The organism is Pseudomonas cremoris (genome assembly GCF_014230465.1).
Window position 1 is genome coordinate 283730 of record NZ_JAAXCY010000001.1, and the last position, 26507, is coordinate 310236.

Genomic DNA, 26507 nt, shown 5'->3' on the forward strand with positions numbered 1-26507 from the left:
AGCCTAGGCTAAATCAACGTACTTGTTGCAAGTGTCCATATAACTTGGCGTACAGGCCGCCGTCGGCAATCAACTGTTGATGATCGCCATCCTCAGCAATATGACCACCGTCAAACACCAATACTCGATCCGCCTGTTTAACCGCCGACAGACGGTGGGCGATTATCAGTGTAGTACGACCGCTGAGAAACCGCGCCAGCGCCTGGTGCAGGTTGTACTCGGTAGCGGCGTCGAGGGCGGAGGTCGCTTCGTCGAGGATCACCACTTTCGGTTCGGCCAGCACCATGCGCGCAATCGCCAGGCGCTGACGCTGCCCACCGGAAAAACGCACGCCGGAGCGCCCGACCACACTGTCCAGCCCCAGCGGCAATGCCTTGACGGTAGCATCCAGCTGGGCGATTTCCAGCGCCTGCCAGCATGCCTGATCACTGCGGGTGCGGCCCATGGTCAGGTTGGCGCGCACGGTGTCGTTGAACAGCGCCGGGTGCTGCAACACCACGGCAACGTGCTCGCGAATGGTCTCCAGGCCAATTTCCTGCTGAGTTGCACCGCCGAAACGAATACTGCCGGCCTGTGGCGTATACAGCCCGAGCAACAGTTGAACCAAGGTACTTTTACCGCCGCCACTGGCACCGACAATCGCAACCTTTTCGCCGGGCGCGATGGCCAGGTTCAACTGATTGAGCACCAGGTCTTCGCCATAACCAAAATCGAGGCCGCGCACTTCGATGCCGACGGTTTCCCGTCCGGTAAACGGGTCTTCCCCACCGGCGTATTGCGGCTCGTCGGCGCGCGCCAACAGCTCGTTGATGCGCGTCAGTGCCCCGCCTGCGGCGTAGTAGGCGTATTGCAGGTTGAGCAACTGTTCCACCGGCCCGATCATGAACCACAGGTAGCTGAACACCGCGAGCATCTGGCCGATGGACAGGTCGGAAAACAGCACGGTGAGCATCGCGGCTGCACGAAAGATGTCGATACCGAACTGGAACAACAGGCCACTGGCGCGGCTGGAGGCATCGGTCTTCCACTGCGAATGAATGGCGTAGTCGCGCACTTCCTGGGCGCGCTGGCCGAGACGCCCAAGGAAGAAGCCCTGGCGGTTGCCGGCACGCACTTCCTGGATCGCGTCGAGGGTTTCAGTGAGCGCTTGGGTGAAGCGTGAAGTGCTGTCGTTCTCCAACTTTTTCAGGTGCTTGACGCGTTTGCCCAACTGCACCGTGGCATAGATCACCAGCGGGTTGAAGAGCAGGATCAGCAGTGCCAGTTGCCAATGCATCCACACCAGGATCGCCGACGTCCCCACCAGGGTGAGCATCGCCACCAGGAAGCGGCTGAGGGTTTCGCCGACGAATTTGTCCAAGGTGTCCAGGTCGGTAACCAGGTGCGTGGTGACCGTACCGCTGCCCAGGCTTTCGTATTCGCCCAGCGAGATGCGCTTGAGCCGTTCGATCAGGCGCACGCGGATGCGGTACACGATATCCTTGGCCAGGCGCGCAAACAGCCGCGCCTGCACCACGTTGAACACCAGCGCACCGCAACGCAAAAGCAGGGTCACCAGCAGCATCAGGCCGATGTAACCGGCAGCTTTCTGCCAGCCCAGCGGCAGTGCATGATTCATCACTTTAAGGGCTGCATCGCCATGGCCCAGCAGTACTTCGTCGACCAGTAACGGCAACAGCAAAGGGATGGGCACGCTGCACAGGGTCGCCAATACGGCGACGCCATTGGCGATCCACAAGGATTTTTTGTGACGCAGGGCCAGGCGGCGAATTTCCGCCCAGGTCAGTCGATCAGCACGCTTGCCGGGTTCATGCACAGCTTGCTCGCTCCAGCCATCGAGCGAGCAGTGGCGACAGCTCGGACAGCGGTTGATAGCCGTTAGTCAACAACGCCAACTGACCATTGCGCTCGGCCAACAACGTCGGGAAACCGGCGATGCCGAGATCCTGCACCCAGGTAAAATCGGCAGCGGTTGCCGCGTGTTGCTCCGCACGATCGAATGCGCCAGCAAACTCGATACGCGGGATGCCCGCCTCCTCGGCCAGCTCCACCAGCACGCTGGCGAGGGTCACGTCGCGGCCCTCGACATAAAACGCGCGCTGGATCAGCCCCAACAGCGTCCATGCACAATCGGGTGCCAGGCTGCGCGCCGTCACAATGGCGCGGCAGGCAGGCTCGGTGTCATACACAAAACCGTCGGGCAACGCGCCTTCGCGCTTGAACGGCTGGCCGGTAGCCTCGGTGACCGCCTGCCAGTGCTCAAGGATGTAGCGTCGAGTGGTCGGCTCCAATGCCGCGCCGCTGCCGGTGCGCAAGCCGCCCACCACCAGGTGCAGCTCCACGCCGGCCGCGTGGGCCTGCTCAACCAACGCTTCGGCCACCGGGGCAAAACCCCAGCACCAGGAACACATCGGGTCCATTACATAGAGCAGGCGCGCGGACATGGTTCAGGCCTCGGAAGGTGATTGCTTGTAGTTGAAGCCTATCGGGTGCGGCATGTTGCGCGCCTTGGCCAGCTCGATCTGCTTCTGCCGGTCGATGGCGCTGCGGCGAGTCTTCTCCGGCAGTTTGTCCCAGCAATGCGGGCAACTGATGCCGGCCACATAGTGCTCGGACGCGCGGTCTTCGACGCTCACCGGCGTGCGGCAGGCATGACATTGATCGTAGTCGCCTTCGCTCAAGTCGTGGCGCACGGTCACGCGATTGTCGAAAACAAAGCAGTCGCCCTGCCACTTGGTTTCTGCCTGCGGCACCTCTTCGAGGTACTTCAGGATGCCGCCCTTGAGGTGATACACCTCGTCGAAACCTTCGCTCAGCATGTAGCTCGACGCTTTCTCGCAACGAATGCCGCCGGTGCAGAACATGGCGACTTTCTTGTGCTTGGCCGGATCGAAGTTGGCTTTGATATAGTCGGGAAATTCGCGAAAACTGGTGGTTTTCGGGTCGATCGCGCCCTCAAAAGTGCCGATGGACACTTCGTAGTCGTTACGGGTGTCGATCAACAGCACTTCCGGGTCGCTGATCAGCGCGTTCCAGTCTTGCGGTTCGACATAGGTGCCGACTTTTTTATTGGGATCGACGCCTTCGACGCCCAGGGTCACGATCTCTTTCTTGAGCTTGACCTTGGTGCGGTAGAACGGTTGGTCGTCGCAGTAGGATTCTTTGTGGTCGATATCGACCATGCGCGGGTCGGTCTTCAACCACGCGATCAAGCCATCAATACCTTCGCGGCTGCCGGAAACGGTGCCGTTGATGCCTTCTTCGGCGATCAGCAAGGTGCCTTTGATGCCGTTGTCGACCATCGCCTGCAGCAGTGGCTCGCGCAGGGCGACGTAGTCTTCGAGGGTGACGAACTTATACAGTGCCGCCACGACAATCGGTTGAGTCATGGGTGTTCTCTCCAGGTGGCTACCCTCGTAAAGGGTGAACCGGATGCAAAAAAAACGCGCCGGCTAAGCGGCGCGTTGCGGATTCTAACAAATGCCGGGTGTCAGAGACACCTGATCATCAGTCATGCCCGCCGGCGCAGGTCGGCGAGGCCGGGGCTGCGTCGATTTTCGCCCACTCATCGGGCGTATAGGTATGCAGCGCCAGTGCATGAAACTCGCTCATCAGGTCACCCAGGGTGGCGTAGACCTTCTGGTGACGCTTGACGCGGTTGAGCCCCTCGAACTGCGGGCTGACCAGCACGGCCTTGAAGTGGGTCTGCAACCCACGGCTGTGCATATGGCTTTCATCCAGCACGCTCAGGTGGTCGGTGCCCAGGGCGGCAAGCGCCGTTTCGATACGCTGTTGCATGGTCATTCCTGCTTACTTCTTCTTGGCCGGGGCAGCGGCTTTAGGCGCCAGCTCGTTGGTCATGTCTTCCAACAGCTTGTTCACCACAGGCACGGCGCTTTCCAGCTTGGCCTGGGTCATCTGGGCCGATTGCTGGGTCAGTTGCGGCATTTTTTCCAGGACTTTCTTGCCCAGTGGCGACTGGTAGAAAGCAACCAGGTCCTTGAGCTCGGATTCACTGAAGTTTGTGGTGTAGAGCTTGACCATGTCCGGTTTCAGCTTCGGCCAGCCAATGGCCTGGTCCAAAGCGGCGTTGGCCTTGGCCTGGTAGCTGTCCAGTACGGACTGCTTGGCGGCAGGCGCTTGGGTCTGTTCGAAACGCTGGGCGAACATTTGCTGCACTTGCATGTACACCGGGGTACCCAGCTTGTCAGCGTGGGCCAGGGTAAGGAAGGCTTCGGCACTGGCGTTGTGGCTGGCGGTATCGGCAAGAACCTGGCCGCTGGCGCACACCAGAGCAACCGCGGTACAGATGGCACGAAGACGAGTCATCGAGTTTCCTTTTCTAGCAGGCGAGGTAAGACCCCAAGGGCGCCCATTCTGCGCCTAAAAAACCTCGCGGCTCAACCCCAGGCCTTGTCGGGCCTGGATTGCCCGATGAAAAGTCTTTTAGGGAACCCACCTGCCCGATCAGGGCCTAAACTGCGCAAACGAACCTGAAGGAGTGTGCCCGATGAGCCGTATCGAAACCGACAGCCTGGGAGACGTCCATGTCCCGGATGACGCTTACTGGGGCGCCCAGACCCAACGTTCGCTGGTGAATTTCGCCATTGGTGAGCAACGCATGCCCCTGGCGGTACTGCACGCCCTGGCCCTGATCAAAAAGGCTGCGGCACGGGTCAACGACCGCAACGGCGACTTGCCCGCTGACATCGCCCGCCTGATCGAACAGGCCGCCGACGAAGTGCTCGCCGGCCAACACGACGACCAGTTCCCCTTGGTGGTCTGGCAGACCGGCAGCGGCACCCAAAGCAACATGAACGCCAATGAAGTGATCGCCGGCCGCGCCAACGAGCTGTCGGGCAAGACCCGGGGCGGCAAAAGCCCGGTGCACCCCAACGATCACGTGAACCGCTCCCAAAGCTCCAACGACTGCTTCCCCACGGCCATGAGCATTGCGGCCGTCCAAGCGGTGCACCAGCGCCTGTTGCCAGCCATCGCCACGCTTTCCGGTGGTTTGGCCGAACTGGCTGCTCGGCATATGAAGCTGGTGAAGACCGGGCGCACCCACATGATGGACGCCACGCCGATCACATTCGGCCAGGAACTCTCGGCCTTCATTGCCCAGCTCGACTACGCCGAACGCGCGGTGCGCAGCGCCCTGCCCGCCGTGTGCGAACTGGCTCAAGGCGGCACGGCCGTCGGCACCGGGCTCAATGCCCCCCACGGCTTTGGCGAGGCGATTGCCTCCGAGCTGGCGGCGTTGTCGGGGTTGCCGTTCGTGACCGCACCGAACAAATTCGCCGCCCTCTCCGGCCATGAGCCCTTGGTCACGCTGCACGGCGCGCTGAAAACCCTGGCCGTGGCCCTGATGAAAATCGCCAATGACCTGCGCCTGCTCGGCTCTGGCCCCCGCGCGGGCCTGGCCGAGGTCAAGCTGCCGGCCAATGAACCCGGCAGCTCGATCATGCCGGGCAAGGTCAACCCCACTCAGTGCGAAGCGTTATCGATGCTGGCTTGCCAGGTACTGGGCAATGACGTGACCATTGGCATCGCTTCCAGCCAAGGTCACTTGCAGTTGAACGTGTACAAGCCGGTGATCATCCACAACCTGCTGGAATCGATCCGCCTGCTGGCCGATGGCTGCAACAACTTCCAGGAGCACTGCGTGGCCGGGCTAGAGCCGGACGCCGTGCAAATGGCTGACCACCTGGAGCGCGGATTGATGCTGGTGACCGCCCTCAATCCGTATATCGGCTATGACAAGTCGGCAGAAATCGCCAAGAAGGCCTATGCCGAAGGGCTAACGCTACGCGAAGCGGCACTCGACCTGGGCTACCTCACTGACGCCGAGTTCGACCAGTGGGTACGCCCGGAAAACATGCTGGGCAATTAAGAGGCCATGCGCACTCGCCGGGCCTTGAGCCCGGCAATCAGCGACGGCGCCAAGGCCACGGTTGCCGACCCCAGCACCACCACCAACGCCCCGGCATAGCCCAGGGCGTTGATCTCTTCGGCATGCACATAGTCCGGCCATAGCCACGCCGACAAAGCCACCGCCACAAACGTCACCAACGGCGTGAGCGCCAGGGTCGCGCTCACCCGCGAGGCTTCCCAATGGGCCAGTGCCTCGGCAAACGCGCCATAGGCCACCAGGGTATTCATGCAGCATGCCAGCAACAGCCAGCCTTGCAGCGGGCTCAAGTCCAGTGCTTCCAGCGGATGCGCCCAAGGCGTGAGCAATACGGCGCAGCACAGGTAGATCACCATCATCACCTGCAACGAATTCCACGCCGTCAGCAATTGCTTCTGGCCCAGGGCGTAGAACACCCAGATGGTCGTCGCCAGCAAAATCGTCAGTACGCCAGCGGTATAGGTGCCAAGGGAGGTGAGCAGCTCCGTCAGGCGCTGGTTGAAGAACAGGCCGAAGCCACAGATCAGCACCACCAGTCCCACTACCTGGCCCACGCTGAAACGCTCCTTGAACACGAACACACTGGCAATCATCAGGAAGATCGGTCCCATCTGCACCACCAACTGTGCCGTGCCGGGGCTGAGCATTTGCAGGCCCACCAGGTACAGCACGTAGTTGCCGACCAAGCCGCACACGGCCATGCCTACCAGCCATTTCCCCTTGGGGCCGAGCACCTTGGGACTGGGCAAGCGCTTGGTCAGGGCGAGATAGATGAACAGACAACCGCCAGCGACGGTCAGGCGAAACCAGGTGACGGTGATCGGGTCCATCACCTGCAGCACCTGCTTGAGCTTGATCGGCAGGATGCCCCAGAGCAGCGCGGTCAGCAGGGTCAGGAGAAAACCGTAGACCCAGCGGCCGGAAGAGATGTGCATGAGTGCCCCAGGAGCCAGAGGTGGAGGAGCCTGCATTCTAGGGGCAATAGCCCGACTCTTGATACGCCACACATCAAAATGTGGGAGCGGGCTTGCTCGCGAATGCGGTGTGTCAGCCAATACATGTAGCGACTGACACCCAGCATTCGCGAGCAAGCCCGCTCCCACCTTTTTGATCCGGTTTCTCCAGTGGGATTTAGCGCACGGCTTCGAACAACCCCGTGGCGCCCATGCCGCCGCCCACACACATGGTGACGATGCCGTAGCGCAGGTTGCGCCGTTGCAGTTCACGCACCAGATGCCCCACCTGCCGCGAACCCGTCATACCGAACGGATGCCCGATGGAAATCGAGCCACCGTTGACGTTGTACTTCGCGTTATCAATCTCCAGGCGATTGCGTGCATACAGGCACTGCGACGCAAACGCCTCATTCAACTCCCACAGGTCAATGTCCGCCACCTGCAAGCCCTTGGCCTTGAGCAACTTGGGCACCGAGAACACCGGACCAATGCCCATTTCGTCCGGTTCGCAACCGGCCACGGTAAACCCACGGAAAAATGCCTTCGGCTTGAGCCCCAGCGCCAGGGCTTTTTCCAGGCTCATCACCAGTGTCATCGAGGCGCCGTCGGAGAGCTGCGAAGAGTTACCCGCCGTCACCGAGCCGTCTTCGGCAAATACCGGCTTCAAGCCTTGCAGACTGGCCAGGGTGGTGTCGGGGCGGTTGCAGTCATCGCGGTCAACCACACCGTCGAGGATCTGCACCGCGCCGGTGTTCTTGTCCTCGACCTTGTACTTGACCGCCATCGGTACGATTTCATCGTCAAACAAGCCGTCGGCCTGGGCCTGGGCAGTGCGTTGCTGGCTTTGCAACGCATACAGGTCTTGCGCTTCGCGGCTGACGTTGTAGCGACGCGCGACGATCTCGGCGGTCTGGCCCATGGGGAAATAGATGCCCGGCACCTGCTCCTTGAGCAGCGGGTTGATCAGGTTGTCGGTGTTGACGCTTTTCATGGTCAGGCTGATGGACTCCACGCCGCCCGCGACGATGATATCGCTGCACCCCGACGCGATCTGGTTGGCCGCGATGGCAATCGCCTGCAAGCCCGACGAGCAGAAACGGTTGAGGGTCATGCCCGCCGTGCCAGTGCCTAACTGGGAGAGAACCGCCACATTGCGCCCAATGTTGTAGCCCTGGGCGCCTTCGTTGGAGCCCGCGCCGACGATGCAGTCTTCCACCGTCGCCGGGTCGATACCGTTGCGGGTCAGCAGCGCGTTGACGCAATGGGCCGCCATATCATCCGGACGGGTCTGGTTGAACTTGCCGCGAAAGGATTTGGCCAGGCCGGTTCGCACGCTGTCGACGATCACTACTTCACGCATGGGCTACCTCGATCTTGTCGTTGTTGGGAGATGGATCGAGAATAGATCCAGCTGATTCCAACCGCGACGATCATTCACCCCGCATATAGGCCTACTTCTTCTTGCCTTTCTTGTCGTGCTTGTCGGACTTGGCAAACGCCTCCTCCAGCGCCAGGTTGATGGTGCGCAGCACCTTGACCCGCGCCCAGCGCTTGTCGTTGGCTTCCACCAGCGTCCACGGGGCGATCTCGGTGCTGGTACGGTCGACCATATCGCCCACGGCGGCGCGGTAGTCGTCCCACTTGTCGCGGTTGCGCCAGTCGTCCTCGGTGATCTTGAAGCGCTTGAAGGGGATTTCCTCGCGGGCCTGGAAGCGCTCCAGCTGGGTGTCCTTGTCGATGGCCAGCCAGAACTTGACCACGATCACGCCCGCATCGCGCAGTTGCTCTTCAAAGTCGTTGATTTCGCCATAGGCGCGCATCCAGTCCGCCGGGGTGCAGAAGCCTTCGATACGCTCCACCAGCACGCGTCCATACCACGAGCGGTCGAACACGGTGAACATGCCTCGCGCCGGGATCTTCTGCCAGAACCGCCACAGGTACGGCTGCGCGCGTTCGTCTTCACTCGGCGCGGCAATCGGCACGATGTGGTATTGGCGCGGGTCGAGCGCGGCGGCGACACGGCGGATCGCCCCGCCTTTGCCCGCTGCGTCGTTGCCCTCGAACACCGTGACCAGTGCGTGCTTGCGCATGCGCTTGTCGCGCATCAGGCCAGACAGGCGCGCCTGTTCGGTGATCAGCTGTTCTTCGTAATCGTCCTTTTCCAGGCGCTGGTTCAGGTCGAGGCTATCGAGCAGGCTCTTCTGGTCCACCGATGGAATCAACGGCGCGGGGTTCATGCCGCTGGCTTTGCCCTTAGGCAGCTTCAGCGCATTCTGCATGCCTTCCAGCAGCAGCTTGCCCACCGTGAGGCTGCGGTAATGCGCATCGACCCCTTCAATCACATGCCACGGTGCGTAGTCACGGCTGGTGCGACGCAGCACACGTTCGCCAAAGTGCACGAACTTGTCGTAGGTCTCGGACTGTTGCCAGTCCAGCGGGCTGATGCGCCAGCTGTGCAGCGGGTCGTCGGCCAGGGCCTTGAGTCGCGCCTTCATCTGCTTCTTGGAGAGGTGGAACCAGAACTTGAAGATCAGCGCGCCTTCATCGCAGAGCATCTTTTCCAGACGCTCGGCACCGGCAATGGCCTGGTCGAGACGGGCGTCCTTGATCTGCCCATGCACGCGGCCCTGCAACATCTGGCTGTACCAGTTGCCGAAAAATATCCCCATGCGGCCCTTGGCAGGCAGTTGGCGCCAGTAGCGCCAGGCTGGCGGGCGAGCCAGTTCTTCGTCGGTCTGCTGGTCGAAGGTGCGCACCTCGATCAGGCGCGGGTCCATCCATTCGCTGAGTAGCTTGACGGTCTCGCCCTTGCCGGCACCTTCAATGCCGTTGATCAGGACAATCACCGGGAAGCGCTTCTGCTGTTGCAGCTCGTACTGCACTTCCAGCAGGGCTTCGCGCAGGGCCGGCACTTCGGCGTCGTAGGTGTCTTTGTCGATGGCGTGACCGATTTCGGCGGATTCGAACATGGGCAGCTCCGTTTCAAGATGGCTCAAGACTAGCGGATTGGGCAGCAACACGCGGGAGGAAATTCCACTCGCGCTTGCCGTGGGTCAATTCAACGCCTGTTGATCGGCTAGAATGGCGGCCTTGCCTTTACCTGCTTCATATTATGAGCCGCCCATGAACCCCGTATCCCACGCCCAGCTCGACTGGGACGACCAAGGCCGCCCGCACTCGCGGGTGTTCGACGATGTGTACTTCTCCGACCAGTCGGGCCTTGAAGAAACCCGCTATGTGTTCCTTGAACAGAACCGTTTGCAGGAGCGTTTTGCCGCGCTGCCGGCGGGTGGGCGCCTGGTGATTGGTGAAACAGGGTTTGGCACGGGCTTGAATTTTCTCTGCGCCTGGCAACTGTTCGAGCAACACGCCGTGGCCGGTGCGCGCCTGCATTTTGTCAGCGTGGAAAAGTACCCACTGAGCCCCGCCGACCTGCAACGCGCCCTCGCCCTCTGGCCCGAATTACAACCGTTCGCCGAGCAGCTACTCAAGCAGTACATCGCCATCCACCAAGGCTTCCAACGCCTCGTGCTGGACAACGGCCGCGTAACCCTGACCCTGTTGATCGGCGATGCCCTGGAACAGTTACCGCAACTGGATGCGCAGATCGATGCGTGGTTTCTCGACGGTTTTGCCCCGGCGAAAAACCCGGACATGTGGACGGCCGAGCTGTTCGCCGAACTGGCGCGCCTGGCCGCGCCCGGTTCGACCATCAGCACCTTTACCAGCACTGGCTGGGTGCGGCGGTTGATCAACGCGGCGGGCTTCAAGATGAAGCGCACGCCGGGTATCGGTCACAAGTGGGAGATCCTGCGCGGTGAATTCCTTGGCTGGCCAACCGAAACACCTGCACCGCCTGCGACTAAACCCTGGTTTGCTCGGCCACTGACGACCAAGGGTGAGCGCCACGCCATGGTCATCGGCGGCGGTCTGGCCGGTTGCGCCACGGCCGCCAGCCTCGCCGCGCGGGGCTGGCGCGTCAGCCTGCTGGAGCGCCACGCCGCGCTGGCCCAGGAAGCCTCGGGCAATCCCCAGGGCGTGTTGTACCTTAAGCTGTCAGCCCACGGCACCGCGTTGTCCCAGTTGATTCTCAGCGGGTTCGGCCACACCCGCCGGCTGCTGGAGCACCTGCACCGTGGCGTTGACTGGGACGATTGCGGCGTACTGCAACTGGCCTTCAATGCAAAGGAAGCCGAGCGTCAGGCGCAGTTGGCCGAGGCTTTTGCGCCCGAACTGTTACACCTGCTGGACCGCGACCAGGCCCAGCTACAAGCCGGCATCCAGCTGGAACAAGGCGGGTTGTTTTTCCCTGAGGGCGGTTGGGTCCACCCGCCAGCCCTGTGCCAATGGCACGTGGCACACCCGTTGATCGAGGTGCTCACACACCACAACGCCGTTGAGCTGCAATGGGGCGACCAGCAGTGGCAAGCCCGTGACGGCGACACCCTGCTGGCCAGCGCCAGTGTGGTCGTACTGGCAGGCGCCGCCGACATCAAGCACTTCCCAGACAGTGCCGAGCTGCCCCTCAAACGCATTCGCGGTCAAATCACTCGGCTGACACAAACCCAAGCGAGCGAAGCCTTGGCCACGGTGGTCTGCGCTGAAGGCTACGTTGCCCCGGCACGCCTGGGCGAGCACACCCTCGGCGCCAGTTTCGACTTCAAAAGCGACGACCTCACGCCCACCGCCGCCGAACACGCCGGCAACCTGGAGATGCTGCGGGAGATCTCCGAAGACTTGCTGCACCGCCTGGGCGCCGACCGCCTGGCGCCGGAGCAACTGAAAGGCCGCGCCGCATTCCGCTGCACCAGCCCCGACTACCTGCCCATCGTCGGGCCGTTGGCCGATCTTGCGACGTTCAATCAGGCCTACGCCGTGCTGGGCAAGGACGCCCGACAAGTCCCGCAAACCCCCTGCCCCTGGTTGCCCGGCCTGTATATCAACAGCGGCCACGGTTCGCGCGGGTTGATCACCGCACCGTTGTGCGGCGAACTGCTGGCGGCCTGGCTGGATAACGAGCCATTGCCGCTGCCGCGCAGCGTGGCTGAGGCCTGCCACCCCAATCGGTTTGCGCTGCGTACGCTGATTCGAGCCAAGGCGCCTGCAAGGTGAGCCGCTGACGAGGCTTCAGCATGTGTCGCCCCGGCGCATTTCTTCTTTCGTCAGGCGCTCGATTTCTGTGGCTTCGGCTTTGTCTTTCTCCTCCATGATCAGGTTTGACTGTGTCAGGTAGTCCCCCTCGGTAATGGCAGGGACTTTAGTTTCGAGCGCCGCCAACTGTTCGAAAAAAGGGTTGAACACGGTGGCAAACCTATCGGAAGAAGTCCGCTTTAAATAGTTGATCCAAAAACGCACCTTGACGATGTACTGCAACAGCGCCGCAGAGAGTTCGGCGCTCTTCACGGCGGTTTCCGCCTCGGCCAGGTCCGACGGCGCCACACCGGCCAAGTCTTCGTGGATCAAGTGTTTGGGCTGCCCTGGCAATTCCAGTTTTTGCGCCAACCGTGTGCGGAAAAACAGGCTGACTTCCACTCCATCGGTCTCGGGGTGTTTCTTGCTGTAGGCAAGGGCAAAGCTTTCCACTTGGCTCAGGCGAAATAGCCGCTTGGCAAGGTCAAGCAGCGATTTTGCACTCGCCTGCCCGCCCGCCGCTGAGCGCGAGGCTTCGTGGATATCGACCAGCACCTCAAGGTCACTGAAACTCGCCGCAGCTGCGTCATCACAGTTGATCGGCGTTGCTGCTCGGTTGAACACGCGTTCGCGCAACTTGGCATCCGCAGCGGTGGCATCCAACACCCGCCAAATACGCCGCTCCAAATCGTCACGCACCTTGGTCGCATCGGCCGTATTAACCAGGCGGGCCATTAAATTGAATAACGCGTCGCTGCGCGGTTCGTTTTTCAGTGCTCTCCAGGCAAGGTCCCTTTCTGCATACTCGCTGGTCCGCTCATCTGCCAGCCACGCTTGGCGCGCCGTCTGCTCATCCATCCGGGTGTTGTTATCTTCAACGTAACCCATGCCAACGCCCGAGCGCATGCGATAGGCACTCAGCGCGATTTGGCTGTTGGTCGATATTGGGTTATCACGCAAGTTGACCGTTCGCGCGTAGCGATGAGGCAGCTCAAATAGCCACGCTGGCAAATCCTTGATCTCATTACTGCGCAAATCAAGGTGCTCCATGTGCGGTAAACGCCGGACACCCGAAGGAAATTCAGTCAAACGGCAATCACGCAGAATCAACTCGCGCAGCGAGGATTGCGCCGAGACATCAAGGCCATCGCGCAACGGATTGCCAGCCAGGTTGAGGACCTTCAACCGACTCAGACTGGCGAGCCTGCGTCGCGTACCTTCGGTCATGTTCAGTTTGTTGCGGGCCAGGTTCAGGTGTTCCAGCATGGGCATCGAAGACAGCGCTTCAGGGACTTGTGCAAGTTTGTTGTCGGCCAGTTCAAGCCCGCGCAGGTTTTTAAAGTGTTTAAGAAACGCGGATATGTCTTCGCTGAGGCTCATACTGCGTAAAGACAACTGCTGCACATGGTCAAAATTAACCCCATCAGGCAATGTTGGCAGCTCGCCTACGTGCATGCGGTCAAGCTCAAGACCCGGCACCTTTTGAAAATCGCTATCCTCCACGAAAGACGCCCGACTCCAGCACCGCTCAATGGATTGGCGCACCTGGTAACGACTCAACCGCCGGTCCCGTGGTGGCGCCTCTCCATGTGTAAACTCGGGGCGCTCCCTGGTCCAGCGCACCAACGTTTTGTGCAGCTGCGCGAACTGCTCTTCCAATGCTTTAACCGCTTTGGCCCGACTAAGGTGATCCGTGCCCGCGTCACGCAATATCTTTAATCGTTCGGCTTCGCTCACTAAGGGGTACAGCGCCCTCATCTTGTTTACCAGCGCTGGGGCAAACTCGATGGATGGAGGCTTGTCCTGCTCCATCTGCGCCACACCACAGCTCGAAACCTCTTCAGGAACGGCCCGTTCAGGCCATAGGTACCGCGCCACGCGCTCGCGCTCATCCTGGGACTTGAAGCGCAACTGACTACGCAAACGCTGTGCGGGGTCCGGTCCCACCAAGTTCATCACTTTGCGCTGCCACGGCGACAGGCAATCCACCACCGACTGCAACAACGCGTCCGGCCCGCTCACCAGGGTGTTCAGGCTAGCGCCTTGCTCATTGAACGCTTGGACCCCCTGGTCATTGTGTACGATCGTGCGGCGCACCAACGCAGTATCAGGCCCGGCCTGCTCCAACAGCTTGCCGGTAAGGCTGTTTTCACGCAGTTGCAGTGATAAGTCTTTTGGCCAATGGGCCAACCGACCCAGCATCCCAAACGTCAGGCGATGGGTCGCGGCATCCGCAAGGGGCGGCCAATACAACCCCATCAAGGCCTGATCCTCAGCCATTTGATCCAGCGCCTCACGGATATGCTGCTCCAACGTCAGCGGTATACGCCGGGTCTGACGCAGATACCGACGGTCAAGGGACGAGGCTTTGGTGCCCAGCTCCCAGGCTACGTTGCGTGGCAATTGGGTAAACCGCGTGCACAGTGGCTCCATCTCGTCGCAGCGCACGCTTTTGTAATCCTCATACAGCTTGCGATACAACGCGCCGTGCTGGCCGCGGACAGTGTCCAGCAACCGCTTTCTGAGCAACGCCTTGGCCTTTGCCAACGTCACCGTCTCACCAAGCAAGGTATTGCGCTGCGCTTTGGATAAAACGGTGAGTAAGGTTTCCAGCACCTGCCCATCCTTGAGTTGCTGCTCAGTAATATGGATGCTGTGGTCTTCATAATCGAAGGGCGCCAGGTCCGGATGGCTTTCCAACAGGTTGCCCGTGCTGTCCAGCAGCTCAAAGAAGCGCCCTTTGGGCCAGCCGGGCATCAACGGCAAGGCCAGCATCTGGGTGCGGGCAGTATGCGGGTTGAGCGGACCTTCCTGCCCCAGGGCGTCAATCAGATCAAGGACCTTTTCGTGCTGCCTGAACCGTGCCACGGTGTCCTGAAACCGTTCCGGCAACGGTTTGTTATCGATTGCCAAGCGCTGCAGGTCGGCTAGGTCGATGTGGCTGATCGCTGCGATGCTTTGCAGGGCCTCGGACGGTATTTGCGCCAAGGTAGGGTCAATGCGGTGCAGGCTATAGATCGGGTCCGTCCACTCATGCGGGCGCTCAAAGATATGCTGCCAGCCACCGCCCAAGTTGTGTTTCAACGGCAGCTGATAGGCCGTCGAACGCCTGGGATGGTTGAGGCGCCACTTACGCAGATCCCAGTCAAAGCTGACGGAATAGGCGGCGCGATTGATCTGAATATACGAACGACCATTCGCCTGATGCACCCCGTGCTTATTGGGCACCCAAGGCTGCGGTAGCCCCTGCGGTTGACGGTAATGCTCGAAGCGAGGCCGCCATAGACGAGCACTGTTATCGGGCAGTTGCACCGCCTCAAACTCGTCAAAAAACTTCGACAGCGTTGTCTGACTTCGCTTGAGCGCCCCGACCACACGCCCTCCCGCCGCAAACGCCATCATGGCGAGGATGTTCTCCACCACTGAGATCAAATGCTTGACCGCGCCCGCGTTGTCGCCATGACTCCAGTCTTCCACACCCTCGAACACCTCCCCGAGCATCTGGCCGATGGCAACGCCCATCATCAACTGGCCCAGCACGGGCACGAAAAACCCCGCAACGTTCAAGATGTCCAGTCCGTAGTCGAGGTAATCCATCAGGCGTTTCCGCCGGGCTTCTTCATCCACATCAGCCGTCGGCACGGCCAGCACCCGCGCGTCCAATTGGATTTTGCCAACGCAACTTCGAAAGAAAAAATCACTGAGGTTGCCCTTCGAACTGATGCTCTCGAACGCCCCCAACGCCGGGTTACTTTTAAAGTCGCTCAAGAACTGGAGACGCTCCAACTCATCCAGGTAACGCTCAAAAAACTCCAGGTAAGGTTTTTCCTTCAATTTGGAGGTCAGGTACTGCTTGAAGCTCTCCATCGACGCGTACTCGAACCAAGGCCGCGCCGGGTCGTTGGGCATATAAATGATGAACTTATTGGCGGCCAACTCGCCCAAGGTGTCCTCGGAAAACACCAGCACGCTCCACAGACACGCCTTGGCGATTTTCAAGCCTTGCCAGATCAAGGGCTTGCCGTCGGGCTTGGATTTGACGACCCAATCCACCGTCATGTTGGTGTTGATCAGATTGAGCAGCCGAGTGTGGTTCGCTTGGCTAATGTGCTGCTTGGCCAGGGCCATATGCAGGTCGATCAACATATCGGCTTTCTTGCTGAACCCCACGTCGCTTAAGGCCTGGGCATAGTGGGGCCCCGACGGCGACTCACCTGGAGCCGGTAGGTCAAAGACCTCGCGCACGTGCTCCTGATAGGCATTGCCTAGGTCTAATGCCCGGCAGTAACCGACAAATTGCTGCGCGGTGATGCCGGTGACCTGGGCATCGTGCACGCCCTCGCGAATCAGGGTTTTGTCTGGCAAGCCGCCAGGCTTTGCTTCGGCCTCGGAGAAATTTTGCATGGCTGACAGCACCAGGCTGTGTTCTTCCAAGGCCGGCGTTTCAATCGAAAGGCCAGTGATGTAGGTCACGCCCACCGGGTCACGTCGCGGGCGCTCAAAATAGTCGCAGCGCACATCCAGCTCAGGATGCCCCTTTTCGGCCAAGTAGCGACTTAGCTTGTCGATACAGAACTGGTCCAGGGGCTGCAAGCGATTCAAACGTTGTTGAAGGTTCTGGCGTTCGACATTGCTACGCCGGTACGTGTCTTCGAGAGCCGTCAACGCAGGTAAGGGCGCGTTGAGCATCCAGCCGGGCAAGGTGTTGTGCAGCACCCGGGCTTTGCCCAGATCGCCGGTCATTTCCAGTAGAGCAGCGTCCAGTTCATCCTTGGTCACCGGCTCGGTGAGCGTATATAAATCAGTAGCTTCGGTCATCGTAGCCATCCTTAAATCATTGATTGATGACTCGCTACGATAAGCGCACCTGCGCTGAACTCAGATTCAAATACCGGGGCATTCAGCCCCGTCCAGACCGCGAAATTTGCATTGAACCGACACTCGATTACCACCACGTTTATACAACCCGTGCCACGTCTGCGTGGCATGCGGTCATTCGTCTTATAACTTATCGATCTAAAACTCCCGCTATAGCCCCGTGTCAGTTTCTGGGTACGCGCCCTGCGGGGCGTATTGAGTGTTTCCCCTCCCCAACGGAAAAACCGGTAAGGAATTTATGTGCGGATTAGCTGGCGAATTACGTTTCGATGCCCAACCTGCCGACCTGGCTGCGATTGAGCGCATCACCCACCACTTGGCCCCTCGTGGCCCCGATGCCTGGGGCTTTCACGCCCAAGGGCCGATTGCCCTGGGCCACCGACGCCTGAAAATCATGGACCTGTCGGACGGCTCGGCCCAACCGATGGTCGACGCCCACCTGGGCCTGTCCCTGGCCTTCAATGGCGCTATCTACAACTTCCCGGAATTGAGAGAAGAGCTGGAAGCCCTGGGCTACGCCTTCTATTCCGGTGGCGACACCGAAGTGCTGCTCAAGGGCTACCACGCCTGGGGCGAAGCCTTGCTGCCCAAGCTCAACGGCATGTTTGCGTTTGCCATCTGGGAGCGCGACGCCCAGCGTCTGTTTATCGCCCGTGACCGTCTCGGTGTGAAGCCGCTGTACCTGTCGCGTACTGGCCAACGGTTGCGTTTCGCCTCGGCGCTGCCGGCGCTGCTCAAGGGCGGCGATATCAACCCGATCCTTGATCCGGTGGCGCTCAACCACTACCTGAACTTCCACGCCGTAGTGCCCGCACCGCGCACCTTGCTGGCGGGCATCGAAAAACTGCCGCCAGCCAGCTGGATGCGCATCGACGCCAGCGGCAAGACCGAGCAGAAAGTGTGGTGGACCCTGCCCTACGGCCCACATGAGGATGAGAAAAACCTGACGTTGGAAGACTGGACCGACCGCGTTCTCGACAGCACCCGCGAAGCCGTGGCGATTCGCCAACGTGCGGCGGTGGATGTGGGCGTGCTGCTCTCCGGCGGAGTCGATTCGAGCATGCTCGTTGGCTTGCTGCGTGAAGTCGGCGTGCAGGATCTGTCGACCTTCTCGATCGGTTTCGAAGACGCCGGTGGCGAGGCTGGCAACGAGTTTCAGTATTCGGACCTGATTGCCAAGCACTACGGCACACGTCACCACCAATTGCGCATCGCCGAGAGCGAGATCATCGAGCAATTGCCGGCGGCGTTCCGCGCCATGAGCGAGCCGATGGTCAGCCATGACTGCATTGCCTTCTACCTGCTGTCGCGGGAAGTGGCCAAGCATTGCAAGGTGGTGCAAAGCGGCCAGGGTGCCGACGAGCTGTTCGCCGGTTACCACTGGTACCCGCAGGTGGACGGCGCCAGCGACTCTTATGCGGCCTATCGCGAGGCGTTTTTCGACCGCAGCTACGATGACTACGCCGCCACTGTCGCGCCGAAATGGCTGACGACCAATGACGCCGCTGGCGACTTCGTCCGCGAACATTTCGCCATGCCCGGCGCCGATGCCGCGGTGGACAAAGCCTTGCGCCTGGACAGCACGGTGATGCTGGTGGACGACCCGGTCAAACGCGTCGACAACATGACCATGGCCTGGGGCCTGGAAGCGCGTACGCCGTTCCTGGATTACCGCCTGGTGGAACTGTCGGCCCGCGTACCCGGCAAATTCAAGCTGCCCGACGGCGGTAAGCAAGTGCTCAAAGAAGCCGCACGTCGCGTGATCCCCAGCGAAGTCATCGACCGCAAGAAAGGCTACTTTCCGGTCCCCGGCCTCAAGCATTTACAGGGCGACACCCTGAACTGGGTGCGCGAACTGCTGCTGGACCCCAGCCAGGATCGCGGCCTGTTCAACCCTGCCATGCTTGACCGCCTGCTCACCGACCCGCAGGGCCAACTGACCCCACTGCGCGGCTCCAAGCTGTGGCAACTGGCGGCGCTGAACCTGTGGCTCAGCGAACAAGGAATCTGATTGATGAAACCTCTCGCGGCGGCTTACAGCCAACGTTTGCTCAAGGGCCAAGCGCCGACCTACGAACGCCTGCAAGCTCGCCTGGCCGAAGATGGCAGCCCGCTGGGCGCAGAACCTATTGCCGTGCATTGCGGTTGGGGCCGATTGTTGATCGGCCATACATTTCCCGACCCCGCCAGCCTCGCTCAGGAGTTGCTCAACGAGCAGGCTGGCGAGCGGGACATCGCGTTGTATGTGGCCGCGCCCCAGCAGATCCTGGGGATCGACCCGCAGCAGTTGTTCCTCGATCCGTCCGACACCCTGCGCTTGTGGTTCACCGACTATCGCCCCGCCACCCGTGTATTTCGCGGCTTTCGGATTCGCCGGGTCCAAAGCGAGGCGGATTGGCTGGCGGTGAACCAGCTTTATCAAGGACGCGGCATGTTGCCGGTCGATGCCGAGCGACTCACGCCCCGCCATCAAGGCGGTCCGGTGTATTGGCTGGCGGAAGACGAGGACAGCGGCGCGGTGATCGGCAGCGTGATGGGCCTCAATCATCAGAAAGCCTTTCACGATCCGGAAAACGGTTGCAGCCTGTGGTGCCTGGCGGTGGACCCACAATGCACCCGCCCCGGTGTGGGTGAAGTGCTAGTGCGCCACTTGGTGGAGCACTTCATGAGCCGAGGCCTGAGTTACCTGGACCTGTCGGTGCTGCACGATAACCGCCAGGCCAAGAACCTCTATGCCAAGCTCGGTTTTCGCGCACTGACCACGTTTGCGATCAAGCGCAAAAACGGTATCAACCAACCGCTGTTTCTCGGCCCCGGCCCACAGGCAGGGTTCAATCCTTATGCACGGATCATCGTCGAGGAAGCCCATCGGCGCGGGATCGATGTGCAGGTCGATGACGCGGATGCCGGGTTATTCACCTTGAGTCACGGTGGCCGCCGCGTGCGTTGTCGTGAGTCCTTGAGCGACTTGACCAGCGCCATCAGCATGACCCTGTGCCAGGACAAAAGCCTGACCCACAAGGTGCTCAAAGCCGCCGGTTTGCAACTGCCCTCGCAGCAATTGGCCGGCAGCGCCGACGACAACCTGGAGTTTCTCGACGAGCACCAGCGCATCGTGGTCAAGCCGCTGGACGGTGAGCAAGGCCAGGGCGTGGCCGTAGACCTGCAGACGATTGAAGAGGTGCAGCATGCCATTGAGGCGGCTCGTCAGTTCGACAGCCGGGTGCTGCTGGAGAGCTTTCACGAAGGGTTGGACCTGCGCATCCTGGTGATCGGCTTTGAGGTGGTCGCGGCTGCGATTCGTCGCCCGGCAGAAGTCACCGGCGATGGGCATCACTCCATCGGCGCCTTGATCGAAGCCCAGAGTCGTCGCCGTCAGGCGGCCACTGATGGCGAGAGCAAAATCCCCCTCGATGCCGAAACCCAACGCACCCTTCACGCGGCTGGCTACGACTACAGCAGCATCTTGGCGCGTGGCCAAACCCTGGCTGTGCGCCGCACGGCCAACCTGCACACCGGCGGTTGCCTGGAAGACGTCACCGCGATCTTGCACCCCACGCTGGTGGACGCCGCCATACGCGCCGCCCGTGCCCTGGATATCCCGATGGTGGGCCTGGACCTGATGGTACCCGCCGCCGACCAACCCGAGTATGTGTTTATCGAAGCCAACGAACGGGCCGGATTGGCCAATCATGAACCGCAGCCGACGGCTGAGCGGTTTGTGGATTTGTTGTTTCCCCACAGTTAGCCAAGTGCTTGAGAGGTGGGTTGCCTGATCTGCCCTCATCGCGGGCAAGCCCGCTCCCACATTGGAATGCGATTAACTGTGGGAGCCGGGCTTGCCCGCGATGAGGCCTTTAGAGGCACTACATCCTTACAAGCCAACAGGAGTCTTTATGAGCCGAACCATTCCCGAACCCGACCTGAACTACCTGCAAAAAGTACTGCTGGAAATGCTCGCCATTCCCAGCCCCACCGGGTTTACCGACACCATCGTGCGCTATGTCGCCGAGCGCCTGGAAGAACTCGGCATCCCGTTTGAAATGACCCGGCGCGGCACCATCCGCGCTACCCTCAAGGGCCAGAAAAACAGCCCGGACCGTGCGGTGTCCGCGCACTTGGACACCATCGGCGCCGCCGTGCGAGCGATCAAGGACAACGGCCGCCTGACCCTGGCGCCCGTGGGCTGCTGGTCTAGCCGCTTTGCCGAAGGCAGCCGGGTCAGTCTGTTTACCGACAACGGCGTGATCCGTGGCAGCGTGTTGCCATTGATGGCGTCCGGGCACGCCTTCAATACCGCCGTGGATGAAATGCCGGTGAGCTGGGACCACGTGGAGCTGCGCCTCGACGCCTACTGCGCAACCCGCGCAGACTGCGATTCGCTGGGAATCAGCGTCGGTGACTATGTGGCCTTCGACCCCCTGCCCGAGTTCACCGAAAGCGGGCATATCAGCGCCCGTCACCTGGATGACAAAGCCGGTGTCGCCGCCCTCCTCGCCGCGCTCAAGGCAATCATCGACAGCGGCGAGCCGCTGCTGATCGACTGCCATCCGCTGTTCACCATCACCGAAGAAACCGGCAGTGGCGCTGCCGCCGCCTTGCCTTGGGATGTCAGTGAGTTCGTGGGGATCGACATTGCCCCAGTCGCCCCAGGCCAACATTCCAGCGAGCATGCGGTGAGCGTGGCCATGCAGGATTCCGGCGGGCCTTATGACTATCATCTGTCCCGGCATTTGCTGCGCCTGGCGTCGGATAACGACTTGCCGGTACGCCGCGACCTGTTCCGTTACTACTTCAGCGATGCCCATTCGGCCGTGACCGCGGGCCACGATATCCGCACCGCGCTGCTGGCATTCGGATGCGATGCCACCCATGGCTACGAACGCACTCACATCGACAGCCTCGCGGCGCTGAGCCGTTTGCTGGGCGCGTATATTCTCAGCCCGCCGGTGTTCGCCAGCGATGCGCAGCCGGCCCAAGGCTCACTGGACCGTTTCAGTCATCAACTGGAGCATGAGACGCAGATGGAGAGCGATACACGGGTGCCGTCGGTGGACAGCCTAGTCGGCCAGAAGTCCTGACGCTGGCAACTGCTGGTAACAAGGGCCCCGGCGCAGTAGCATCGCCGGGACCCAACACCTGAGGCTTGTATGCTGATTCCCTACGACGCACTTGAAGTCGACACCCTGACGCGCCTCATCGAAGACTTCGTCACCCGTGACGGCACCGACAACGGCGATGACACGCTCCTGGAAACCCGCGTGCTGCGGGTTCGCCAGGCGTTGACCAAAGGCCAGGCACTGATTGTGTTCGACCCGGAAAGTGAGCAATGCCAGTTGATGCTCAAGCACGATGTGCCCAAGCATCTGTTCGACTGACGCCTAGAGGTTGGGCACTTGCACCGGGTGGGTGGTGGCGCCCTGGCGATCGAGGATCTTCTGGTAGACCTCGGCGCGATGGACGTGCACCCCGACCGGCGCTTCGACGCCGAACTTCACGTGGGTACCGTTCAACTCAAGGATGTGCACGGCGATGTCATCGCCAATGGAGATGACTTCGCCTACGGCGCGGCTTAAGACCAGCATGGCGGTTGTCCTTTTAACAGTGAAAGGACCTCGACCATGCGCGCCGGGGGTGTGAGGCATCAATGGCTTGCGGTGAAATCAGACGAACCCTACACACATAGGTAACTTCCCTGACAGACCGCATATCAAAATGTGGGAGCGGGCTTGCTCGCGAATGCGGTGTGTCAGCCCATACATGAAGTGGCTGAACTATCGCTTTCGCGAGCAAGCCCGCTCCCACATTTGTTCGGTGTACAACCGGAGATTGTGTTCAGCCTTTGGCCGCCTGAGCCTTCGCCCGCATCTTGTCAGCCATGCTGGTCATTTCGTCATACAGCAACTGCGGGTTTTTCTGCTTCAATGCCCAGGCCATCCGCCCCTGTTCGTGAGGCAGGATCATGAACTCGCCTTCTGCAACGCGCTGATAAATATAGTCAGCGATGTCGGCTGCCGAAATCGGCGAGCTTTCCAGCAACTTGCCGACCTGGGCTTTCATTGCCGGCGTTGGGCCACGGAACGAATCCAACAGGTTGGTTTGAAAGAACGATGGGCATACCACGTGCACACCGACTTCCTGTTGCTTGAGCTCCACCAGCAAACTTTCCGACAGCGCCACCACGCCAGCCTTGGCCACGTTGTAGTTGCTCATGGCCGGGCCTTGCATCAGTGCCGCCATGGACGCGATGTTGATGATGCGCCCCTTGCTCTTTTCCAGCAGCGGCAGGAACGCCTTGCAGCCCTTGACCACGCCCATCAGGTTGATCGCGATCTGCCAGTCCCAATCCTCCAGGGACAGCTCGGCGAAGAACCCGCCCGAAGCCACGCCGGCATTGTTGACGATCACATCGATGCCACCGAGCTTGACCTCACAGGCTTGGGCAAACGCAGTGAGCTGGCTGTAATCGCGCACATCACAGCGCTGGGTAAAACCATCGCCACCTGCTTCGCGAACCAATTTGAGGGTTTCCTGCAGGCCTGCCTCACTGACGTCAGACAACGCCAACTGCCAACCCTCGCGGGCCCAGCGCAGGGCGATTTCACGACCCAGGCCGGACCCGGCGCCAGTGATCATCATGCGATTTTGCATAGGAAGTAGCCTTGTGGTTCACGGTAGAAGTGATCGGCAGTGTAGCGAAGGTTTTTCCTGCACCCACGCACCATCAGGGTGATGAATGCCCCAGGCAAACCCGCGGGCGGGTCGGATGCTCTCCTATGACCTAAGTTCAATCTTTTGCAACTAGGCCGTCCGTAATGCGAGCGAATTAAAAGAAATAAGCATGTTTGCAAAATGCTTTAAAAAAACTTGGAATTTTCCACGAGTGCGCACAGTCGGAGTTGGTAAGGCGTCCGTAATTATCTTACGGGCCTATCGTTGAATAACCGGTCTTGCAGAAGGCCTATAAGGAAAAAAACCATGAGCCTCATTCTGATCATTATCCTGATCCTCCTGCTGGTCGGTGGCCTGCCGGTATTCCCGCACTCCCGTAACTGGGGTTATGGCCCGTCAGGTATCCTCGGGGTTGTACTGGTTGTTCTGTTGGTGCTGTTGTTGCTCGGTCGGATATAAAAGACAGCGCAAAAAAAAGAGGCCTATAAAGGCCTCTTTTTTATTGCCGGTTAGTTAGTCCGGCTTGCCATTAACCACACCAGCGGTGTTGTCCAACAGGCTCTTGGTAGCTGTTTGCAAGAACGACTCAAGCTTCTGCTTCAGCGCCGCCTCGTCCGGCGAATCAGGAATCACCTTGCCGGTAGGGTTGGCGCCCAGTTCGTATTCCCACAGTTTCGGCGGCATTTCCTTGGGCAGTACCAGAATGCGGTCTGCTGTCACCAGCGCCACGGTCTGATCGCTGCCCGACGGCTTGATCACGCCAAAGCCCTTGTCGCCTTCCGGCAGGTTCAGCAAGTCACGGCCCCAGCACTGGTGCAGGGTGTCGCCACCGAGGCGGCCCATGATGGTCGGCACGATGTCGATCTGCGTACCCACGGTGTGGTCACGCTCGCCGAACTTCTCCTGCATGCCCGGTGCAATCATCAGCATCGGCACGTTGAAGCGCCCCAGGTCCATCTCGGTGATTTGTTGCTCGTTGCCGAAGCCGTGGTCACCCACGATCACGAACAAGGTTTCCTTGAAGTACGGCTCCTTGCGGGCCTTTTCAAAGAACTGGCCCAGGGCCCAGTCGGAGTAGCGCATCGCCGTCAAATGCTCGTTGAGGCTGCCACGGTCGGTGACTTTCTCGACCGGCAATGGGGTCGGCAAGGCGTACGGCGTGTGGTTGGACAGGGTTTGCAGCAGCGCGTAGAACGGCTTGCCGCCTTCACGCGCCTTCAACTCTTCCAGGCCACGGTTGAACATGTCCTGGTCGGACACACCCCACGTCGGGTCGGAGAACACCGGGTTGACGAAGTCATTTCGACCAATGAAGTTGGTCATGCCCTGGTTGCTGAAGAAGCCCGACTGGTTGTCCCAGGCGAAGTCGCCGTTGTAGACATACACGTCGTCAAACTTGCGCGTGCTGAGCAACTGCGGCAGGCCCGACAGCTTGTGGCTGCCTTCCGGGGTCTGCATCAGGTATTCGAAGCCCGGCAGGTTCGGGAAGCACGCCATGGTGGCGAACATACCCTGGTGGGTATGGGTGCCGTTAGAGAAGAAGCGGTCGAACAGCAGGCCTTCCTTGGACAGTTTGTCGAAGTACGGCGTGATGTTGCCCGGACGACCCAAGGCGCCTACCGAGTGACCTGCAAAGCTCTCCATCAGGATCACGACCACGTTCTTGATCGGCAGGGTCTTCTCGGCCGGTGGCGTGTAGTCACGGCGCACGGCGGCGATATCGGCATCCACCAGTTTCTCTTGCGGCAGCACCAGCATGTCACGCACGGTCTGGGTGGCCAGCGGTTGATCCAGGGTGGCTTTCCAGACGTTGGAACGGTCCTCGGAGAAACGCGACTTGGCCGCCGCGATCAACGACAAAGTGCCATTGAGGCCCAACTGGTTGGCGAAGTTCGAGTCGGTGGTGTAGACATCACCCCAACGCAATGGCGGGCCTTGGCGCAGGGTGCCACGGATGGCAACCACGGCAACCAGCAAGCAGACCACGAACACCGCGCTGCGCATGTACCACGGCGCAACCTGGCGGGTGCCGATGCTGCCACCGCTGAACGGGCCACGCGGCCGCGTGGCGCGGTCGGCGCCTTTGAACGCAATGCTCAGGATCAGCGTACCTACGGCCCAGGCCAGCAGGTAGCGCACCACCGGGAAACCGTACCAGAGCATGCTCATCACGGTTTTCGGGTCTTCCTTTACGTACTGGAACACCAGGCCGTTGAGGCGCTGGTGAAACTCACGGTAGAAGTCCATTTCCATCAGGCCCAGGAACAGGGCAATGCTGGAGGCAATGGTCAACCAGAAACGAAAGAAGCCACGTGCCGCCATGGCCCGAACGCTGAACAGTGCCAGCAGCAGCGGAACCAGCGCGTACATCACAAAGCGGATGTCAAAGCGCGTGCCGTTGGCAAACGCTTCAAGGAAGGTCGAGGCCGGCGTGTCGAGGATCATCTCGCGGTTGTAGACCAGCAGCGCCAGGCGCAGCAGGGAGAACATCACCATCATGACCAGCGCGCAGAGCAGCGTGTATGCCAGATGGGATTTGACGGTCGGTTGCAGCAGGCGATTAGAAGCTCGCTGCTGATTCAGGGCGTCCGGGTTTGCCATGTCGTTTCAGGACCCATTGGAAGTTTAAGTATCGAAATATTGCAGCGGCATCCTACCCACACTTAAGCGTGTAGGAACAGAGAGGCAGCGCTTTGGCGCGAATGGTGCCCCATCACTGTCAGCAACGCTATTGATTACTGAGGGTTAGAGGCGCTTGATGATGTATTCCATAGCGAAAAAAAGACTTTTCCGACCAGGAAACGAAGCGTGGGAATTATCCGAAACGAGTTGTGAAAATTCTGTGCAGCGAATATTTCGACACACAAATCTTCAAGGCTCACCGAAAGTGAATGTGGGAGCGGGCTTGCTCGCGAATGCAGTGGGTCAGCCAACACCTCTGTGACTGATACACCGAATTC

19 protein-coding genes are annotated in these 26507 nt (G+C 60.5%); 7 read left to right on the forward strand and 12 right to left on the reverse strand.

What is annotated here, in order from left to right:
• Positions 1–13: 13 nt before the first annotated feature.
• The 5 genes from HF257_RS01350 to HF257_RS01370 form a co-directional block, all read right to left on the reverse strand.
• Positions 14–1816 (reverse strand): ABC transporter ATP-binding protein, encoded by a 1803-nt coding sequence (locus tag HF257_RS01350; RefSeq protein WP_185703848.1) that lies wholly within the window; start codon positions 1814–1816, stop codon positions 14–16.
• Positions 1809–2411, reverse strand: a complete 603-nt coding sequence (locus tag HF257_RS01355) for a DsbA family protein (RefSeq protein ID WP_185704364.1) — start codon at positions 2409–2411, stop codon at positions 1809–1811. Before HF257_RS01355 ends, HF257_RS01350 begins: the two co-directional genes overlap by 8 nt.
• Positions 2412–2447: 36 nt before the next feature.
• Complete coding sequence (gene trhO, locus HF257_RS01360) at positions 2448–3389, reverse strand: oxygen-dependent tRNA uridine(34) hydroxylase TrhO (RefSeq protein WP_185703846.1); 942 nt, start codon at positions 3387–3389, stop codon at positions 2448–2450.
• 118 nt (positions 3390–3507) lie between these two features.
• On the reverse strand, positions 3508–3804 hold the full coding sequence (locus HF257_RS01365) for a BolA family protein (protein WP_185703844.1): 297 nt from the start codon (positions 3802–3804) through the stop codon (positions 3508–3510).
• Between the two features lie 6 nt (positions 3805–3810).
• A complete protein-coding gene (locus HF257_RS01370) occupies positions 3811–4329 on the reverse strand; it encodes a DUF2059 domain-containing protein (protein ID WP_185703842.1) in 519 nt (172 codons plus the stop codon).
• A gap of 181 nt (positions 4330–4510) precedes the next feature.
• Here HF257_RS01370 and HF257_RS01375 point away from each other — a divergent pair, with 181 nt between their 5' ends.
• On the forward strand, positions 4511–5893 hold the full coding sequence (locus tag HF257_RS01375; protein WP_185703840.1) for a class II fumarate hydratase: 1383 nt from the start codon (positions 4511–4513) through the stop codon (positions 5891–5893).
• On the opposite strand, the gene HF257_RS01380 is transcribed toward HF257_RS01375, so the two are convergent.
• The 3 genes from HF257_RS01380 to pap form a co-directional block, all read right to left on the reverse strand.
• Positions 5890–6846, reverse strand: a complete 957-nt coding sequence (locus tag HF257_RS01380; RefSeq protein WP_185703838.1) for a DMT family transporter — start codon at positions 6844–6846, stop codon at positions 5890–5892. The genes HF257_RS01375 and HF257_RS01380 overlap by 4 nt on opposite strands.
• A 196-nt stretch (positions 6847–7042) precedes the next feature.
• Complete coding sequence (locus HF257_RS01385; protein ID WP_185703836.1) at positions 7043–8227, reverse strand: thiolase family protein; 1185 nt, start codon at positions 8225–8227, stop codon at positions 7043–7045.
• A gap of 91 nt (positions 8228–8318) precedes the next feature.
• Positions 8319–9836 carry a polyphosphate:AMP phosphotransferase gene (pap, locus tag HF257_RS01390; RefSeq protein ID WP_185703834.1) on the reverse strand — a complete coding sequence of 506 codons (1518 nt, stop codon included), beginning with the start codon at positions 9834–9836 and terminating at the stop codon, positions 8319–8321.
• A gap of 154 nt (positions 9837–9990) precedes the next feature.
• Here pap and mnmC point away from each other — a divergent pair, with 154 nt between their 5' ends.
• The gene (gene mnmC, locus HF257_RS01395) at positions 9991–11979 is read left to right on the forward strand and encodes a bifunctional tRNA (5-methylaminomethyl-2-thiouridine)(34)-methyltransferase MnmD/FAD-dependent 5-carboxymethylaminomethyl-2-thiouridine(34) oxidoreductase MnmC (RefSeq protein ID WP_185703832.1); all 1989 of its coding nucleotides are present in this window, start codon (positions 9991–9993) and stop codon (positions 11977–11979) included.
• Positions 11980–11994: 15 nt separating this feature from the next.
• On the opposite strand, the gene HF257_RS01400 is transcribed toward mnmC, so the two are convergent.
• Positions 11995–16815 (reverse strand): NEL-type E3 ubiquitin ligase domain-containing protein, encoded by a 4821-nt coding sequence (locus HF257_RS01400; protein ID WP_185703830.1) that lies wholly within the window; start codon positions 16813–16815, stop codon positions 11995–11997.
• 298 nt (positions 16816–17113) lie between these two features.
• On the opposite strand from HF257_RS01400, the gene HF257_RS01405 reads away from it, so the two are divergent.
• From HF257_RS01405 to HF257_RS01420, 4 genes are all read left to right on the forward strand, one after another.
• The gene (locus HF257_RS01405; RefSeq protein WP_185703828.1) at positions 17114–18886 is read left to right on the forward strand and encodes an N-acetylglutaminylglutamine amidotransferase; all 1773 of its coding nucleotides are present in this window, start codon (positions 17114–17116) and stop codon (positions 18884–18886) included.
• Between the two features lie 3 nt (positions 18887–18889).
• Complete coding sequence (ngg, locus tag HF257_RS01410; protein ID WP_185703826.1) at positions 18890–20623, forward strand: N-acetylglutaminylglutamine synthetase; 1734 nt, start codon at positions 18890–18892, stop codon at positions 20621–20623.
• Between the two features lie 148 nt (positions 20624–20771).
• The gene (locus HF257_RS01415; protein WP_185703824.1) at positions 20772–21956 is read left to right on the forward strand and encodes an osmoprotectant NAGGN system M42 family peptidase; all 1185 of its coding nucleotides are present in this window, start codon (positions 20772–20774) and stop codon (positions 21954–21956) included.
• Positions 21957–22025: 69 nt separating this feature from the next.
• Positions 22026–22253 (forward strand): YheU family protein, encoded by a 228-nt coding sequence (locus HF257_RS01420; RefSeq protein ID WP_185703822.1) that lies wholly within the window; start codon positions 22026–22028, stop codon positions 22251–22253.
• Between the two features lie 3 nt (positions 22254–22256).
• Here HF257_RS01420 and csrA read toward each other — a convergent pair whose 3' ends face one another.
• Both csrA and HF257_RS01430 read right to left on the reverse strand, forming a co-directional pair.
• Positions 22257–22460, reverse strand: coding sequence for a carbon storage regulator CsrA (gene csrA, locus HF257_RS01425; RefSeq protein ID WP_185703820.1), 204 nt, complete (start codon positions 22458–22460; stop codon positions 22257–22259).
• A 250-nt stretch (positions 22461–22710) separates the two neighbouring features.
• Positions 22711–23526 carry an SDR family oxidoreductase gene (locus tag HF257_RS01430; RefSeq protein ID WP_185703818.1) on the reverse strand — a complete coding sequence of 272 codons (816 nt, stop codon included), beginning with the start codon at positions 23524–23526 and terminating at the stop codon, positions 22711–22713.
• Between the two features lie 327 nt (positions 23527–23853).
• Between HF257_RS01430 and HF257_RS01435 the strand changes: the two genes are divergently transcribed.
• On the forward strand, positions 23854–24006 hold the full coding sequence (locus HF257_RS01435; protein ID WP_015885095.1) for a DUF3309 family protein: 153 nt from the start codon (positions 23854–23856) through the stop codon (positions 24004–24006).
• A 54-nt stretch (positions 24007–24060) separates the two neighbouring features.
• Here the strand turns inward: HF257_RS01435 and HF257_RS01440 are convergent, their stop codons facing one another.
• On the reverse strand, positions 24061–26148 hold the full coding sequence (locus HF257_RS01440) for an LTA synthase family protein (RefSeq protein WP_185703816.1): 2088 nt from the start codon (positions 26146–26148) through the stop codon (positions 24061–24063).
• Positions 26149–26507 lie beyond the last annotated feature (359 nt).